The 17,494-nt window shown below is 57.9% G+C and carries 13 protein-coding genes; 7 read left to right on the top strand and 6 right to left on the bottom strand.

Annotated elements, in window-relative coordinates:
- Positions 1-514: 514 nt before the first annotated feature.
- From R1W00_RS16500 to R1W00_RS16485, 4 genes are all read right to left on the bottom strand, one after another.
- Positions 515-1,504, bottom strand: a complete 990-nt coding sequence (locus tag R1W00_RS16500; RefSeq protein ID WP_317263863.1) for a M23 family metallopeptidase — start codon at positions 1,502-1,504, stop codon at positions 515-517.
- Positions 1,505-1,821: 317 nt separating this feature from the next.
- Positions 1,822-2,406, bottom strand: coding sequence for a super-infection exclusion protein B (locus tag R1W00_RS16495; protein WP_317263862.1), 585 nt, complete (start codon positions 2,404-2,406; stop codon positions 1,822-1,824).
- Positions 2,407-2,417: 11 nt separating this feature from the next.
- On the bottom strand, positions 2,418-3,758 hold the full coding sequence (locus R1W00_RS16490) for an ATP-dependent helicase (RefSeq protein WP_317263861.1): 1,341 nt from the start codon (positions 3,756-3,758) through the stop codon (positions 2,418-2,420).
- Positions 3,748-5,589: an ATP-dependent nuclease gene (locus R1W00_RS16485; RefSeq protein WP_317263860.1), complete on the bottom strand. Its 1,842-nt coding sequence runs from the start codon at positions 5,587-5,589 to the stop codon at positions 3,748-3,750. The genes R1W00_RS16490 and R1W00_RS16485 overlap by 11 nt, the downstream gene beginning before the upstream one ends.
- Before the next feature lie 812 nt (positions 5,590-6,401).
- Between R1W00_RS16485 and R1W00_RS16480 the strand changes: the two genes are divergently transcribed.
- Together R1W00_RS16480 and R1W00_RS16475 are read left to right on the top strand one after the other, a co-directional pair.
- Positions 6,402-7,331: a DUF2493 domain-containing protein gene (locus R1W00_RS16480; protein WP_317263859.1), complete on the top strand. Its 930-nt coding sequence runs from the start codon at positions 6,402-6,404 to the stop codon at positions 7,329-7,331.
- A 131-nt stretch (positions 7,332-7,462) separates the two neighbouring features.
- Complete coding sequence (locus tag R1W00_RS16475; RefSeq protein ID WP_317263858.1) at positions 7,463-8,479, top strand: GSU2403 family nucleotidyltransferase fold protein; 1,017 nt, start codon at positions 7,463-7,465, stop codon at positions 8,477-8,479.
- Positions 8,480-8,512: 33 nt separating this feature from the next.
- Here R1W00_RS16475 and R1W00_RS16470 read toward each other — a convergent pair whose 3' ends face one another.
- Together R1W00_RS16470 and R1W00_RS16465 are read right to left on the bottom strand one after the other, a co-directional pair.
- Positions 8,513-8,839, bottom strand: coding sequence for a type II toxin-antitoxin system RelE/ParE family toxin (locus R1W00_RS16470; protein WP_317263857.1), 327 nt, complete (start codon positions 8,837-8,839; stop codon positions 8,513-8,515).
- Positions 8,826-9,071 carry a type II toxin-antitoxin system ParD family antitoxin gene (locus tag R1W00_RS16465; protein WP_317263856.1) on the bottom strand — a complete coding sequence of 82 codons (246 nt, stop codon included), beginning with the start codon at positions 9,069-9,071 and terminating at the stop codon, positions 8,826-8,828. The genes R1W00_RS16470 and R1W00_RS16465 overlap by 14 nt, the downstream gene beginning before the upstream one ends.
- A gap of 699 nt (positions 9,072-9,770) precedes the next feature.
- On the opposite strand from R1W00_RS16465, the gene R1W00_RS16460 reads away from it, so the two are divergent.
- The 5 genes from R1W00_RS16460 (at position 9,771) to R1W00_RS16440 (ending at position 17,442) form a co-directional block, all read left to right on the top strand.
- Positions 9,771-9,977, top strand: a complete 207-nt coding sequence (locus R1W00_RS16460; RefSeq protein ID WP_007120662.1) for a hypothetical protein — start codon at positions 9,771-9,773, stop codon at positions 9,975-9,977.
- A 563-nt stretch (positions 9,978-10,540) separates the two neighbouring features.
- Positions 10,541-11,134 (top strand): helix-turn-helix domain-containing protein, encoded by a 594-nt coding sequence (locus tag R1W00_RS16455; protein WP_317263855.1) that lies wholly within the window; start codon positions 10,541-10,543, stop codon positions 11,132-11,134.
- Positions 11,121-13,472, top strand: coding sequence for a relaxase/mobilization nuclease domain-containing protein (locus R1W00_RS16450; RefSeq protein WP_317263854.1), 2,352 nt, complete (start codon positions 11,121-11,123; stop codon positions 13,470-13,472). The genes R1W00_RS16455 and R1W00_RS16450 overlap by 14 nt, the downstream gene beginning before the upstream one ends.
- Positions 13,473-13,480: 8 nt before the next feature.
- Positions 13,481-15,481, top strand: a complete 2,001-nt coding sequence (locus R1W00_RS16445) for a type IV secretory system conjugative DNA transfer family protein (RefSeq protein ID WP_317263869.1) — start codon at positions 13,481-13,483, stop codon at positions 15,479-15,481.
- A gap of 245 nt (positions 15,482-15,726) precedes the next feature.
- Complete coding sequence (locus R1W00_RS16440) at positions 15,727-17,442, top strand: AIPR family protein (protein WP_317263853.1); 1,716 nt, start codon at positions 15,727-15,729, stop codon at positions 17,440-17,442.
- Positions 17,443-17,494 lie beyond the last annotated feature (52 nt).

The raw sequence follows: 17,494 nt of genomic DNA, 5'->3' as shown, positions 1-17,494 counted from the left end.
CCGTCTGCCAAGCGGAATTGAACGATCTCGACAATGCCAACCTCGGCGTCGCCGGATGCAGTGCAGTCCTGGGCAGCAGCGCCCGTTGCGAAGGTCGCGGCCATGACAACCGCCAAGAGAAAAAGTTTAGTCACATCTTGCTCCAGAGTTTCGATGGCACTCTGCTAGCAAGGGCCAACTGACACGGTCTGTCAGTTACGAGACGCAGTCGAGTTTTACCGCCCGCAAGCCTCGACAAATTCAATGTCGGACATTGGTCGCATTGCAGAAAGTTTGAAGTTTGGGCTCGTGGCGGCCATTCTCCGCCTTGCAGCATTTTGCTTGATAGCTCGCGCACCGACTAATGCTCACGGCCCAGAGCCGCCGTCCAGCCACCATGCCGATGCTGCGCGACAGCTTCACCACACCGGCCATTCGTCCTTCGCGCAGCATTTGGGGGGGTGAAGGTCAGCGATGCGGACCTAGCTGACATTCACGGAAATTGATCGTATGTCCGCAATTAGCTAGTGGACCATTAAAAGACTTCGTCCGTCGCCACCCCATTTAACCAGTCCAGGTCACTGATTGATTTCATACGAAGCACCTGATCTTGCTGGTTTTCATAAGGGTCTAGAGACCCATCAGTGAATGATTGCTCTGAGATCTCATCACAAAACTCATGCTGACCTACGCTGGAAAGATCCACTCTTGAGAGCCCTACTCTCTGCATATTGTACGACATGTAACGTAACCGATTGTCGTCCAGCAATTCTAAATCACCTGAACCGGCGTCTGCCGATGGTTTCCAATTCAAGCCGCAAGTATCTTGGGTGAGACTTGCAGTACCCGCGGGAGCAGAAAATAAAACCTTGTTTCCGGAAAACCCGGTGATACGGGGTACCCATGCAAATTCAGCTGTTAGCTTACAGCCCGTTTGCAGTATCGTTAACTCCCTGCGGCGTGTATGAAAAAACGATACGCCTTTAATTTCACTACTGAAAATTCGCAACTCATCTGTTTCGACGAATTGCCCACCGGGCGCAGAGTAGTGCCGTGTGGTAGACCATGTGCCGTCAATAAAGTTTCTGGTTGCGTATGTCTGCGGATCGGCAAAGTTTCGAGGATTTCCCGAAGATGTGGCCCAACAGGTCTGGCCGGAACCTGGCACCTGCACTTGTATGTGTAAATGGATGCCCGAAATGTTCGTACCGGGTGGCGCGGTATCTCCAGTTTTCCCAAGAACGGTCCAAGGATACACATCATCACCAACGACAACCGAAGTATCAGAGCAATGCAAGTATTGAACCCACGTTGCAGATCCATCCCTCGGCCGCACTGCAACGGTACCATAGGCTCCGCCTACAAATACAACCTTTCCAAAGATGCCAGCAGTGAATGGAGTAGGAGTGCCTGAGCTTCGAATATCTAGGCCTTTATGAGGGCAGCCATTTCTCATTTCTCCAAATCTGGCAGAAATCCCACCCATTCCCGCAAGCCCAACTTCAAATGGCGTCAACCCGATCAATGCTCTTCTCTCCAAAATTAGTTGATTTAGACGGAATATTGGCAGTGAGTGTTGGGCCTCGACCTGCCTACGTCAAGTGGACATTGAAGGTGAAGCCGCTTTTTGGGCGTTCCGCAGCATTGATCAAAATGGGCTCCAAGCTGACCTGCGGCGGTGCGGCGAACACCTCGCCCTGGCGTGCTGGGCATGCGGGCGCTGACGGCCCAAACCGGACTCTCGACCGGTCACCGGTATGCTGAGATGCAGCCCGTCGAAGGAGACATTCGCTGCAAGCCCGAGAAACTTGACAATCCTGGTTGTAAAGTGCCCGCGGCCAATTAGCCCCATGAGCGCCAATCAATAGATCGATGCACTCTTTCTCGGACCTCGTCCTCAAACCGTACCGAGTTCCTAAAATCCTCGGGCATGCGTTCGTAACCACGCTCTGCAACAAGATCATAAAGCGCGTCGGGCATATAGTGATGTGCTTCGTGCAAGAATTGGACACCCGCTATCAAACCTAGGGCATTCTTCTGTCTGAGCGACACCATCACATGGTTATCATAGCTAGCTTTGATTGTTTTGGTGCCACCTTGAGTCATGACCCAAAGTACACAAAGTTCATCGAGGTTCAGAGAATAAAAAATCTTTTCGATGCTCTCTTGGTACGCCTTCTCGTGCGCGCGCCTTCGAAAAGGAGCGCGGATAGTGGAAATCGTCCAAATTACTATCTCCAAGATAAGAATCGATGAGGCCAAAAAGAAAACTAACAGAATTTGTGTCTGGTACACCTCAGTGAACTCGGGCTGTTCTAAACCCAGCCGTTCGATGGGAGCAAACAATAGTGCTCCACTAAATAAGAACAGCACAAGGGCCGTTTTGGGAGATTTCAACGCCTGAAAGAACTGGGTGATGAATTCCATGAAAATCCTCTTTAGGATGGCGCGAAGGGAGCTGAACCCAGCCGCCGATTTCCAAGAACGATAATAGTACAATGGCTCTTCGCGCGGGTCATAGCGTTGTATAACAAACGCCGCTTGTGCTCGTCACTTCCGGTCGCTGATTGCGGCCACAAGACGATTACTCTGTCAAACTCTCTGTTTTTTGCTGCATGGATGGACATGGCCCTGATCTTCGCACTTTTCTTGAATCCAAGGCGTGTGTTGGTTCGGACGGCATCGGAGATAAAGGAAACCAGTTGGGCCTTCTCGAACTCGGCTTGACCCGTCACCCGATGGAGCCTGCGGACACGCCGCTCCACTGTTTTGACCATTGGTTGTGCCGAGTGCTCTTCCAACACTGCACAAACCTCGTCGTATGACGCTATATCTGGAAATCTGATTGCCTCAGCCAGTTCGTGCTCAATTGCGCTGTCGCCACCTTCCCACGTAATCGAGAAGGGGCCAAAGGTCCCCCCTTTAGGCCATTTCCATTCTTTTGCTCCCGCGATCTCAATGGCGTTCTGGACGATGGCGCTCTTCGAGTCCGGCGTGAGGATTGCAACGTCGTTACAGCCTTGTGTCAGTTGAAATGCCAAACTCCATGCGAGCAACCCTGGATTCTTGGCCGTAGCCGGGACTTCCGCAAGCTCGACACCTTCACCTACCCAATGAACCCGTCCAGTCTTTCCAATACCTTCTTCCTTCAACGCATCTAGAATATTCTCACGCTCTCTGACGGCCAAAGCAGCGCTCAACAAACCTGTTTTGTTCGTTCGGTGACTTTGTGAAAGGGAGTGAGTGGTTCCCGCACCTAGTAACTGGCCGATGAAATCCGCTGTTTCTTGGCCGTCGTTCAAACACTGGAAACTATCTGCAGCTACGACAGTCGTGCAGCTCTCTATCAAACCAAGAACTATCCCTTGCCGATTAACATCAAGGTCTTGAGCCTCATCGACCAGAACCAAGGGATAAGTTCGGGCCACCCAACGACGAACCTCAGCATCTTTCAAGAGTTCACTGGCCAAGAAACAAGGCCCGTGAAATTGGCCTAAATCCTCCGCCTGCTGCCGCATTTCGTCGGTCAGTTTGGCACTTCTTCGTTTGGCCAACGACTGAGCAAAAGAGTCAAAGGTGAGACAGTCAAATTTTCGTCTAAATGATGCTTCGGCGTTCAGGCTCGAAGTCAGCCGTCGTCGCGCGCCATTCATAAAGGTAAGGGCAAGCATACGTTGACCTTCACCCAAGGCATCGTTCTCGATCAAATGACGAGCGTGAGCCACCATGCTGTAGGTCTTTCCTGACCCAGCCGGCCCTTCGAAGAAGTCAAACGTCATTGGGAGGCTCGAACCGGAAGGTCGGCATAGCAGCACCGTCTTCGGTCTCCCGGACAAAAAGTGGAGAACTTTGGGCTGATGGGTCAAGCAGAATGTTACAAAGTGCATTGAGCAGCTGGGCCGCCCGCTTGCGGCAGGCGGCTTCGCCCATCAGAATTGCCGATGTGATTTCTTGTGTGGGGGCGTAGGACTTCCGACTTTCCAAGAAAGCAGAAAGCTCCGCCGCGTCACGGATTTCCGAGGCATTGGCCTCAGCTAACTGGGGCAAGACCTGAGCAATGTTCGCTTCCGCGACCCACGTGACAACGTGTTCTATTTTCCAACCGGTGGGCCATATGATTGCCACACTGGGCGATGGATCAGCCGCGTTCAGTTCCGTAAGGTAACCCCTTCCGGCTGGATCTCCGTCAACAAGGATCGCGCAATGATGATGGACACGTTTGACCACTTCATGCGTCTCAGAAATCTTTGCGTCATCTGTGGGCACGACCCCAACAAACGTCGCAAACTTCGATTGTTCGTCCTCAGGCGAATTCCAACTTTGCCTAAGCTCCAAAGCAGTTTGGAGCGTCTCTAGCCAGGCGACATCACTGATGCCCTCTGGGATCAAAACACGCTGATGCATCAACGCGGCAATCAACTTTTGCCGCCAAGCAAAGAAGAGGTGTTGCTTGTGATTGGACGGACCAGCGGGTGCTGTCTTTGACAATGGCGAAACAGACATTTGCCCATCTTTGTTATCGACAAAGTAAGTTGCTTCGACAGGGAACATTGCCGCAACAAGTGGCGAGTGTGTAGTGACAATTGTCTGATCGCAGAGCGCGTTTAGCCGGTTGACGAGCCGTTTTTGTTGAGAAGGTTGAATGTGTAGTTCAGGCTCCTCAACCGCGAGGACAAATGACTTGTTTGCATCTGCTCTGGCCTTACCGAATTGCATCAGTAGCAGAAGACTTTGCAAGGAAGTCAAACCAGTTCCTTGCCGGGCGGAAGGGAGGGTTGGACCGTTCCCGTGGGCAAAATGTGGTATGACGCTTTCGAGGACTGAATTGCTGTCCGTCCCTGTTATACGAAGCTGAAGCCTTGGTGATGATGGCATGAGCTTTCCAAGTTCATCATTGGCCAGCTCGACAATCGTTGTAAGGCCGTCTTGTTCTTCTAGTTTCTGACCAGCTTCCGGTTCCCAAAGACGTGCTCTTGCATCGCGTATAGCAGTCGCAGGGAGGCCACCTAATGTTGCAACGAGACGCCGAAAAAGCTCTGAAGTAAACGAAATCCATTTGTCCCATGTTCGGGACGCGGGGACCATGAAGAAGCCAAGTTCTTGAAGCGTCTTCGAGGAAATCGGCGTGACAACAGTGTCTTCGTGGAATGGATCACCAAGAGTTGCTTCATCATCCACAAAGAACCTGACGGTCTCGGCCTCGAGCTCCTGGAGATCAAATCGGGCGGAAAATGCGATCTGAACACTTAGCTCAGTGTGCTGATCGTCTGCTGATGCGGCAAGGCTGCCTGTATTTGGGTTGAGCCACTTCTCAACACCACCGCGCCCCATCGCAAACCAAGATGGGCTATGCTGCGGATCATTCTCCGGGAACCCTGTGACGGTGGCAATGATTAGGATCCGAGATGCTTCGATGGGTCTGCTTTTATGAAAGTCATGTTCAGTCAAGCGCCGAACCAATCGGTCTCTCCCTAGCAGCAGGGCAAGAGCCTCAACAATCGTAGTCTTGCCATTATTGTTTGGACCTACAAGAACCGAGTGTTTCCCAAAAGAAATGTCTGCACTTTCTATCCCACGCAGACCCGAGATCTTGAGACGATGAACATGCATTTAGAACTCCTGTTTGGGCCACTATCAAAATCACGTGACACGTTTAGGGAGAGCATATTGCGATACGCTTCAATTTGAAACGCCGTCTAGCCTGGCAAGGCCTTCAAACCCAAATCGGCAGCTCATCCAATGTCTGCTTCGCCTAGCTGCTTGGGTTCATCTCGCGCCCGCAGCGAACTTCCGCTCTCCGCCCATCACGTCGCAAGCTTGGAGAAGTAATCCGCCGTATAGCCTAAAGCGTAGCCCCTGCACATCAACCTTGGCCAGAGCCTTGCGGCCTCCCCAGCTCGGCTTCGCGTGTCGCAGGAGAGAACGGCCCTTCGGTCCGTCGCGCATTCGGCCATGCGGCCTCACCGCGGCGTTGCACCCAGGCCCCCGGTTTGCCCGCCTCGCGAGCACGTCTCTCCCTGGCCGCTCCGCCGGATTGCGCTCTGGTCTGTTTTGGCTTGAGGCCAAAACGATCCCGCCGCTCCATCCGTCTCCCGCGTCCGGTCGGGCCGTTTGCCTGCTCGGGTCGGTCAAACCTACCGTCAAAACACACACACATGAGCGTGGAAGCATATCCTCCGGATGGCCCCCAAATCAGCCCGCCTCAAGGATCGCAAAACTTTTCGGCGCGGGCGGGTGTCTGTGGCGCGGGGCGGTCCCGTGCGTGAGGGTGCGCGTGTGTCGGGTGCTGCGCTCGGAAAACTTTTGCGCCCGGCAAGCCGGCGGCTGCGCCGTCCCTGACCCGGGCAGATTCGGAAACCAGGCATTCGGCCATGCCCCCACACTCACGTGGTGGCCATGCAACCGAACACTGGAGACCAGACATGGCTTACGACACCGCAACCACCTACGAGACCATCGAACTTTTCGGACTAACCGAGAAGGACGCGCAGTTGCCGATCCCCGAGGATCACGTCTTGACCGACCGCATCATCCGCGAATGCTTCGATGCATTGCTTGGGCCGCTGCGCGGGACCGGGCTCGAAGCGGAAATCGAACCGCTGGCCCATGGGCTCGCCACGATCCTGCAGCGCCGCAATGTGGCGCTCGGCAAGGAGGTCGACCGCACCGCCGACAAGATCGGCGCGCTGGCAAAATCCCACGACGGATCGGAGATCGCCGAGACCGCGCTCGAAGAAGCGCAGGCGCGCTTTGTGCAGTTGCGCGAGATCGTCGGCGCGATCGAGGTGATGAGCGAGGCGGCGGCGGAATGCTACGAGGTCGAAACGGGCCACGCCTTCATCCCGGCAGCCGGCTCGCGCGCAAGCGTCCGGGCGCAAGAGACCGGGGCGGTCTTCGAGGCGCGGCAGCTCCTCGAGCAGCATGATTGGGAAACCGCCGAAAAGTCGAAAGTCGAGGGGGTGCCCCTGATCGTCTCGGGCGCCACCGACTGGACCGATGTCGATGTGATCTTCAACACGCTCGACAAGGTTCGCGAACGGATCAAGCAGAACCGCAACCAGGAGATCTTCCTCTGTCACAAGGGTGGCAAGCACGGGGCGGAGATGATCGCCGCCCGGTGGGCGCGCGCGCGAGGTGTCGCGCAGGCGCGCTTCGACCCGCGCTGGTCCGCACACGGTCGGGCGGCACCGTTCAAGTGCAACGACGAAATGCTGGACGACAAGTTCGCGGCGACAGGCGTCGTGCTCTTCGGCGGCAACGGGGTCGCGCTGAACCTCGGGCAGAAGGCGGAAGCAAAAGGCCTGACGGTCATGCGGGTTGCTGACCCGGCGAAGAAGACTGCGGAGACGTGAGTTGCGAGGGTCGCCTTCGGGCGGCCCTTTCGTTGTTTCTCATGCGCGTGGCGGGGCCCAAATTGCTTTGCCTAGCAATTTCCTGTTTTGATAGGTATATGTGTGCCAAGCAAAACTTGGAAATGATAGGCATGACCCCACTCAGCAGCATCGCGATGAGCGCCTATACCGACCTGGTGCGTCTTCTGAAGGACGACGCCTTGTCCGGTGTCGAAGGCAAGCCCACGCTCAAGGAGCGCGGCGACAAGGCCTATTGGTATGCCGCGCGCCGTGTCGGGACGGAGATGCGGTTCATCTATATCGGCGAAGACAGTGACGAGACGCGCGCGCGCATCGACCGGATCGAAGAGCTGCGCGCAACGGCCAAGGATCGGCAGGCGGAACGGTCGCGGCTTGTTCGGCTCTTGCGCGCCGAAGGCATGACGCCCATCGACCGGGCGACCGGTTCCATCCTGTCGGCCATGGCCGCAGCCGGAACCTTCCGTTTGGGTGGCACCATCGTCGGAACCAATGCATTTCGCCTCTATGAAGGCGAGCTTGGTATCCGTCTGCCAATTGGCGGTATGGCCAATACTGGCGACATCGACATCGCCCAGTTCGAGAAGCTCAGCGTTGCGTTGCAGGATCAGGTCGACCCGGGTCTTGCCGAGACGTTCTCGGCGCTCAAATTCGATCCTCTGCCATCTCTTGACCAAGGTCGGACATGGCGATGGGCCCAGGGTGGCAGCGGCCAGTTGGTCGAGTTTCTCACACCGGCCTTCGGAGATGAGACCCTCCGTGATCTGCCAGCCTTGGGCGTGAACGCCCAAGGATTGAACTATCTCAACTTCCTGATTGCCGCGCCGATCCATGCGGCGGCGATCTATAGATCCGGCGTTCTGGTGCAGGTGCCCCGCCCGGAGCGTTATGCAGTCCACAAACTGATCATTGCCGACCGGCGCCGCGATGGGGCAGGGAGCCTGAAATCCGCGAAGGACCGCGAGCAGGCGGCTTTCCTTATCGAAGCGATGGCCGAGGACCGGCCCGATGATCTGGCTCGGGCCTATGCCACCGCAATGGAGGTTGGGCCGCGCTGGCGGGAACACATCGGCAACTCGCTGAAACGGATGCCAAAGACGCAGACGGTCCTCGAGAGCTTGGGCACGTAATCGTCGAGTTGAAGGCGCAAGGAATCTACCCAGCTACTGATCTGCCGCTCTCAGGATCGCGTGCCAATCCTGCCCTGCTCCGAGCACGCGCAAAATAACCAACTGGTCTTCCTCGACCCGATAGATGATCATATGCTCAGCACTGGGATGGATGCGGACGGGCGGATCGAATTCCGGGCGCTCACGGGCCATCTCCGGCATGAAGAGCAGCCGATCGAAGGTATCTTCGATGATATCGGTATACCGATCTGCTTGCGCCATCGACCATGTCTGCGCTGTATAAAGCCAGATGTCTTCCAGATCGCGTTGGGCTGCTGGCGTCAGCCAGAGCCAGTAGGCGGCTAGACTACTTGCGGGCATGTTTCTCCCGCATCCGCGCCTTGAACGTCTTGAAGTCGAACGGCTCCGGCTCACCGCTCTTGAGGCCTTCATCGATCGCTTGCTGCAAAGCTTCGATCGCTTGAGCGCGTTCCTGGTCACGGCGGATAAGGTGGCGCACATAATCGCTCGTATTGCTGAAGCTGCCATCTTTCAGGCGTGCTTCAACCCAGGTCTTCATCGGATCGGGAAGAGATACATTCATAGTGGCCATAGAAATCCTCCTTCTTGGACCAAACCTATCATTGAATGCCAGTGGTTGTCAAAAATGATGACAAACCTTGTCATTCGCTCAGCCGCCTTGAGCTTTGCCCGCGCATCGCATTGCGGAGGCTTTCGGGGGATAGGCCATCCCGGCAATGTCGTCCGTGACCAGAAGCTGCGTCGGGAGCTACGCTTGGCGCGGACCTTTCGTCATATCTCATGGCGCGTGCGATCGGTCACACTTGATCGGCAGGTCACGGCGTCCAGCACCGTCATCCCTCTACCCAGCCCGTCAGAGTTCGGCCCATCCGCATCGGTTCGGGCAGCGGGATGGTGCGCACCTCGCACATCGTCAGCAGCGCAAGACGCGAGGGGTCGAGACGCCGCACTTGAGGCTGAAGCCCTGTACGACCCTCGGGTGGCGTTTCGGAACATCGCACCCACGCGGGCGGACTTTGTCACCACCCCGGCCAGGTTCGGCGGGACGCGGATGGTGGCGTCGGCGTGATGGCAAGGGTCATCCGGATCACTCCTTTTTGCTCGTAGATGTGGATCGCACGGGGTCGGCCCAATCGTGCCCTGCGCTAGCGCTCCGGCAAGCACAAATACGGCTTCCACGGCGGAGCCGTGAACCCTCCGCATTTGCACTTGCGACCGGGCCTCTTGACCCCGTGCCGGGTGATCCCCATCGCAACAAGGAGTAACCCAAATGACCAACCACTACGTCGCCACCGTCCCCGTCAAGTTCACCGATACCGATGGCCAGGAGCGCACCCGTTTTCAGCGCGTGGGTGCGATGTTCCGCAACACCCGCAATGGGGATGGCTCGGAGTTCTTCAGCCTCAAGCTCGACTTCCCGGTTGCGGTCTCGGAGCTGGTGATGTTCCCGCCGAGCGCGAAGGATCCCCAGGACTGAATCCTCTCAAGAGGATGGGCCGCCCCAGGACGATCTTGAGGTGGTCCGATCCCTGTTCCAGGGATGCCGTCACCGGCGTAGGTGATCGCCTACAGCGACATCCTCTTGGTGCCGGTCGCTGCGCGTTCAAGGGGCGCACTCCCCCCGGGATGATCAGGCCGCGACAGACCGGCCAGTCAGCCTCAAGGGGGCCATCCACAAAAACCGGCAGGCCTTGGCCTCCCGGTTTTTGCGGCAGAGATTTGGCGGAGCCAAATCTGGCCCTCCTTGACCCTGCCTGTCCGCCCTGTCGGTGGGGTTTGCGCCCGCCCGCGGTTCCGTCCGAACACGTGCGTGTTCGGCCAGACCCTCGGGCGGTGCTGGGGAAGGGGACCCATTGGACAGGTGGGTCGCCCGGTGGTGAGGGCGGCAGGCCCGCGTTCCCGCGGGCCGCGGGGGAAGCGGACACCAAGGCTGCCTGAGCCTGAATGCGACGTAAGTATATGATTGACAGCGTGGTATATTATCGTAAGGTAGGGGCAGCCTTGGTGGAAGGTGGCAGGAAATAGGGGGTCTTTCTTCGCATGTCGCGCTCAAAACGTCTCACAGATGCGGACCGCATGGAGATCGTTCGCGAGGCTGCGGAAGGTGTGTCTACATCCGTGTTGGCGGAGCGGTTTGGCGTGTCGCCCCGGGCGATCCAGTACACGCTCAAAGCCGATGCGGAGCGCCAGACGGATGCCGCGATCCCGGTCTCGGCGGTCAGTGTGAAGGTCACGGCTGTGGAGCTTGAGGCGCTCGATGCGGTGCTGGCAAAGGCGGGGATCGAGAGCAGGGCCGAGGGGCTGCGGAGGCTCATCCAGGCGGCAGGCGGGGTGTTCGTTCCGGACGCGCAGATGGCAGCAGAGATGGCGCGCTACCGCGCCTCACTGCACGAGGTCGGCAATGGGGTCGCGCAGATCGCCAAGCAGATGACGCGGGCCAACCGGATGGGGCAGGTGGCCGTGGGGGGCACGAGTGCCGAGTTTTCTGAGCCGCGCCTTGCGCAGATGCGCGGGTTGGCGCGGTTCATCCTAGACAGTGCTGACGAGATCGACCTGCTCCTGCGGCGTCGGCGCGACGCCATGCAGCTGCAGGCCACAGCCGCGCTGAGGGAGTTTGCCCATGCGGCTGAATGATGCTGTCGACGCTGTCACCGGCGAGGCCTTCCGGGACGGCTGGAGCCGCATCCGGGGCTCGATGCAGGGGCTGCATGTCGCCAAGCAGAGCCAGCTTGTGCGCGCGGCAGCCGGGCACCGTCCGGCGGTCTTCAAGGCGATCCGGGGCGGGGGGACACACACCAAGTCGCAGCTCACAAACCAGCTCGAGTACCTCACCACCAAGTCCACGCATATCGTGGACAGTAGTGGGTTTCTGGATGGCAAGGCGAAACTCGAGGCGGATGACATCAAGGACCTGACCGAGCGCTTCGCCAAGCGGTGGGATGCAGGCTTCAAACCCAAGCTTGGCCAGACCACGCACATGCTCATGTCCTTCCCCATCGGCACGCGGGGCGAGGATGTGAGCGACATTGCGACGGATGTGGCCGAGCGGTTCTTCCAGACCGACGAGGGACATTTCGACTACATCATCGCGGTGCATGAGGACCGAGATCATCCCCATGCGCATCTGGTGTTGAACCGCCGGTCGCAGGAAGGCGAGTTCTTCTTTCTGGGGCGCAACCATCGCTTCAACTATGACGATTTCCGCCTCGCCATGGTTGAGGAGGCCGAGAAGTATGGCGTGCGCCTGGAAGCCACGCGGCGGGTGGATCGGGGTGTGGTGCATTACCCCGCCCGGACTCGCGAGATCTATGCGGCGAAAGAAGAGGGCCGGGCGCCACGTGAGCGCGAACGCGTGGGGCAGGACCTGACGCGGACGCTGGCGGAGATCGCCAACACCAGAACCGTCTACCTCTCGCTTGCCGCAGAGGCCTCCCGCGAGACCTCCGAGGTCCGCGGGGCCCGCGAAGACATTGCCGCAGCCCTCTTCCGCGCGGGCGAGGTGCTGGCGCGCGGCGGGCAGGTGGACCGAACAGGAGATATCTATATGGCCGAGGATCAGAGTTTCGAGGACCTGAGAAGCCTCTATGCGGAGAAGCTCGCACGGGTGCAGGGCATGATCGCCGAGAAATCTGACGCGGAACGTCCCGTGCTGGAAAAACGCCTCATCGAGATCCAGACGCAGGTCCAGCACATGCAGCCTCTCGGTTTGCGTTCATCCACGCTATCTGACGCCCCCTCGGAGGGTGGGATCTATTCCGAGGCTAACATCGACCCCGGTCAGCTGGACCGTCTGGCCGAGACGGACTTGCGGTCGCGCATAGACACCGCCCTGCACGGCACCGGGATCAGCACATCGGAAGTGGTGGCCCGGATCGAGACGGGCGCCGCGAACGCCGCGCTGGAGCATCAATGGATCGCCGATGATCTATCGAAGGCCGCCGAGGCGCGGGACCTGAACCTTGAACGCCGCGCCGACCTGGAACAGGCGCGCGACATTCTCAACGATGTGCATGTTAACCTCGGCACGCTTCTGGAACGGGAGAACGTGCTGCGCCGGGACGGTGTCGTGGAAGCGGAACCGGTCAGCGAGCGGTTCCACTATCACGAGGATGCAGTGCTGGCGATGGAAGGGACAATCCGTCAGGAGATGCGCGCAGAGGGTTTGACCACACAGCAGATCGAGGATCGGGACTGGGAGGTTGCCTCAAGGGCGGAGCGTCGGATCGAGACGGAGCAGCGGGCGTATCTCGAGGCACATCCGGAGCTGCTCGCACGTCCTGGCGATGTGATCGACCGGTCCGAGCCTTACAGGGAGACCATCACCGATGCGGCCCGCGCCAGCGAGATCACTCGCGAGGTCGACCGGATCATGGAGGGACGCGACCTCCGTTCGCCCGTTGCAGATGCGGTCGCGGATGACTTGCGCGCGCGCTATCCGGACATGCCGTCCCACCTCGCCCGTGGTCTCGGCGCGACCTATGCGGCCGTTGTCGAGATACGGGACACGGAGGCCATAAATCAGGTCCGCCGCGAAGCCGAGTTGCGCGACGGGATTGGGGTTGGCACGCGCGAGGAGACCCTCGCAACAGGGGATGAAACTGCACCGCAGTTTGACCGGTCCGACCGCCTCGCAGACGAGATTGCGCGTGTCCTGGACCACGAGCGGGCGGGGGAGTTGTCCGCGCCCTTCGAGACCGAGGCGGAGCTCGATGCTTTCCGAACCGAGATCTCGCGGGTGCTGGATGACCGCGAATTGGGCCGCCTCACATCCGGCGATGCCGATGCGCTGGACAAGGTTCTCGAGGACCGCCTCGACCGGCTCTATGTCGCCAAGGTTTATCTTCAATCCGATGCCGCGACGGCCAACACGGAGGCCTTGCGACAGGTGGTCGATGATCTGGCCGACGCCGAATACGAAAAACACCGCGCCACAGACGTGGATGGCGAAACCGAGCGGGGACAGGTCCATTGAGCGCCTCAATGGGAAAGGCGCGGATCGCCACGGGCGTCCTGCTCGTCACAATGGTGACGGCCGCCATGGGTTATACCATCGCCTCGGCGGTGCTGACCTACCAGGACCTTGGCTTCGGGGCGGAGATCGACTTTGCCTATATCGCGCAGAACTATCTGGCGATCCTCGATCGCCGCCCGGAGGATGCCCAACTTATTCACCTGATCATCGGCAGCTTCGCCGCCGCCGGCCTGATGCTGAGCCTCGCCCTCTCAGGGTCCGCCCTCACACGCTTTGGCCAGACCCATTGGCAGAGCGCGCGCGAGATGAAGGCCAACGGGTTTTTCGGGGCGCCTGGGACTGGGTTCATCCTCGGCAAGCTTGGGACGCCCGGCTCCCGCGCCAATTACATTTGCTCGAAAGTCTTCCCGCACGCGCTGATCGTGGCCCCCACAGGGCGCGGCAAGACCACAGGCTTCGTCATTCCAAACTTGCTGACCTGGCAAGGCTCCGCCGTGACGCTCGATGTGAAGGGGGAATGTTTCGAGGCCACGGCCCGGCACCGCGCAGCGCAGGGCGACAAGGTTTACCGCTTTGCCCCCACCGATTGGGAGGGCAAACGCACGCATCGCTACAACCCGCTCCTGCGCATCTATCAACTGAAAGACCCAGCGCGCCAGCAGATGGAATTGCAGCTTCTCGCGACGCTCTTCCTGCAGAGCGACAATGACCGGGTGCAGGGCCTCCTCAAAGGAGGGATCGATCTCTTCGTGGCCGCAGGCCTGCTGGCGTTCCAGCGCAAGCGCCCGACCTTGGGCGAGATCTACCGCATCGCAGCCTCGGGCGGGAACAAGCAGAAGGAGTACTTCGCGCGGGGCCACGAGGTCGACAACAGGGCGGCCAAGTTGATCTTCACGCGGCTCGCTTCGACCAACAATGATACGCTAACCTCGTATGTCTCGCTCCTGATGACCTCGGGGCTCGATCAATGGCAGAACCCTGCCATCGATGAGGCGACGGCGGTGTCGGATTTTGATTTCCGGACGATCCGCAAGAAGCCCTTTTCGGTGTATCTCGTGGTCCAGCCTCTGATGGTGAAGCCGCTTGCGCCGTTGATCCGGCTTTTCTTCTCCGATCTCCTCTCCGCCATGCAGGAAAAAGACCCCGGGTCGGATGAGCCCTGGCCGGTGATGATCATGCTCGATGAGTTCAATCGCCTCGGCAAGATGCCGATCGTGGTCGAAAGCATCGAGACCCTGCGCACCTATCGTGGACACCTGGCCGTGGTCACGCAAACCATCCCCGCCCTCGATGAAATCTACGGCGAGAATACCCGTCGTGCTCTTCAGGGGAATGCCGGCGTAAAGCTCTACCTCACACCCTCAGATGAAAAGACAGTCGAGGAACTGAGCAAGGCGGTTGGCAAGACCACGAAGACCGTGGTCACGCGGTCCCAGTCCATCGGCAAGAACCCCTTCGAGGGCCGCAGCCAATCCACACGGACCGAAGAAAGCTCTTTGTTGCCCGAAGATGAGGCGCGCCGTCTGCCCCTCGACGAGATCGTCATGGTGATCGATGCCCAGATGCCGGTCCGCGCGAAGCGGATCCAGTATTTTGACGATCGGCTCTTCAAGGCGATCCACGCGGCGCAGACGGGCGAGTTGCCGTACCCGGAACCGGGGGGAGGTGGGTCGCAGGGCACGCTGCCGCTGAGCATGCGCGCCGTGCCAATGACGCCGCCACCGGACGGGTCAGGCGGACCCGAGGCCGATGTTGAGGCCGAACGCCAGGCTGCTGATCGCCAATCGTCAGGGCAAACCGATGTCGCTCCAAAGAAGACTGCGCCTGTCGTTCAGACCGTCATCGCTGAGGAACAGCGACAGATGGAGATGGATTTTGGGGGCCAGGTTGCGGATTCCGAGACAGTGGGCGTGGATGATGAGGCGCAGATGCGTTCTGCCGTCGATGGTTTGGACGACATGGAAGCGATGCTGCAGGAGGAGGGTGGCAAAAAGCCAATTCACCGGTAGGGCGGTGGGCATGGTCTGACGGTCATAGAGGGCGGAAAGCTGACCTTCGCTTCATCGGTCACGAATGGCAGCAGTGCGCAGAAAGCGGGCTTTGCAAAACCCAAACACCGGCCCGGCTCCGCCAGTAGCGAAAACTCTTGAGGATGTCTGGCCCCGATCCGAGAATGATTACGTCTACAAGGTTGCCAGCGGGGAAGTTAGCTGTGATGCTGAGTGGAAATTTGTATGAAAGCAAGTACACATCCATGAGCTTCGCAGACGCGCTAAAAACCCGGCAATCTCTCATCGACAAAATTGGGCATGACGAGGCGTATCTTTGTCTTGCGGTCGCGCTCTTCATCGAGGAGCCAGACGTCGACTCCTTGGCGAGTGAAGGTCTTACCGAAGGCGGAAACGATAAGAAAATCGATTTTATCTACCACGATCCGAATTCAAAGCGTTTGGTTTTCGCCCAAGGCTATATGGCGAAGAAACCAAAGGACGAGGCCCCAAGCAACAAAGCTTCAGACCTCAATACGGCTTGTGCCTGGCTTCTGTCTGGCGACCTGACGTCGGTTCCAGAAAAACTACGAGAGATAATTACAGGCTTCCGCACTGCGATAGATGCAGGCGAAATTGAATCAATTGACCTTTTATACGTCCACAACCTTCCGGAATCAGTGAACGTCACTCGCGAGCTTCAAACAGTTGAAAGCCACCTGCGAACAACGCTCGCAGACGATAGACTTACGGTTCGTTCCCATGAGCTTGGCAAGGCCAAGATTGAGCATCTATTTACAGCCCAAGACTCTCACATTGAAGTGATTGACGACATTGGTTTCCCTTGGGAGATTGGCATTACTCAAAAGGGAGACAACTGGACGGCTGGTGTTGCCACAGTTGAAGCAAACTGGTTGCATGGTCTCTACGAGAAATACGGAGACAAGTTATACAGCGCAAACTATCGTGGATTTCTAGGTGCTGACGGTCGAAAGCGAGTCAACTCTGGAATCCGTGAAACTGCTGAAAAGGAGCCTAAAGATTTTTGGGCCTACAACAACGGCATCACGGTGCTGACCCTTTCCATAGGCGAGAAGAAAAGGGGTAAAAGGGATTTAAGGGGGATCTCCATCATCAATGGAGCGCAGACTTCCGGAACTATTGGTTCAATTGACAAATCTAAAACGTCACTCGATGAGGTGAAGCTACTCTGTCGGGTCATTGAATGCTCTGATCAAGCAACCATCGACAAAATCGTGCGCTTCAATAATACCCAAAATGTCATCACCACATGGGACCGTTTCAGTAATGATGCTGACCAGAAGCGGCTGTCTGACGAGTTTGATGAACTCGGGTACGCTTACAACCGCAAGCGGGGCTTCAATGCTCACGGTGACCAGATCGGAATAGAGCAGGTTTTGCAACCCTTGCTGGCATTTCACGGTCGCCCTGCAGATGCGGTTCGCGGCAAGGCTCAGCTTTTTGTTCAAGGCCACTTATATCGGAACGCATTCGAAAACAAGAAAGCTCGTCACATTTTACTCGTCTACTCTCTTGCCCGCGCAATCGACAACAAACGTTTAGAATTAAAGACTAAATCGAGTGCAGGTGCCCTAATCTCCGTCGAGTCCAAGCAGTTGGCACTTCTCAGGAATCTAAATTTCAAACCGTTCCTCATTACTGCCATAGCGAACAGTCTTGAAACCGTTGTCGGCGCTTATTGTGACCCTCTGACGGTAAGCTTCAAACCAGCTGCCACCAAGGGCACAGTATTGACTGATCTCTCAGCGAGATGGCTGCCAATCGTAGAAGCAGTGCTTCCCCTTCTTACAGCCATCGTCCAACCAGAAACATTCTTCAAGAAGCTTAGTTCAGAAGACGACTTTCTGGGCCAAACCAAGGATAAGTTGGACGCCATGCTCGTCGCAACCGGGCAACCAGAAAAGTGTTCCGATTTTTCATCGATGGTGGCTTCAACCTGAGCTACGGTGGTTTCTGTTCTGTGTGACGCAGGTCCGAAACCATCTTCTATGT

The organism is Rhodovulum sp. FJ3 (genome assembly GCF_032918305.1).
Taxonomy (GTDB): Bacteria; Pseudomonadota; Alphaproteobacteria; order Rhodobacterales; family Rhodobacteraceae; genus SAT37.
This window is presented reverse-complemented; position numbering and strand designations above follow the sequence as displayed.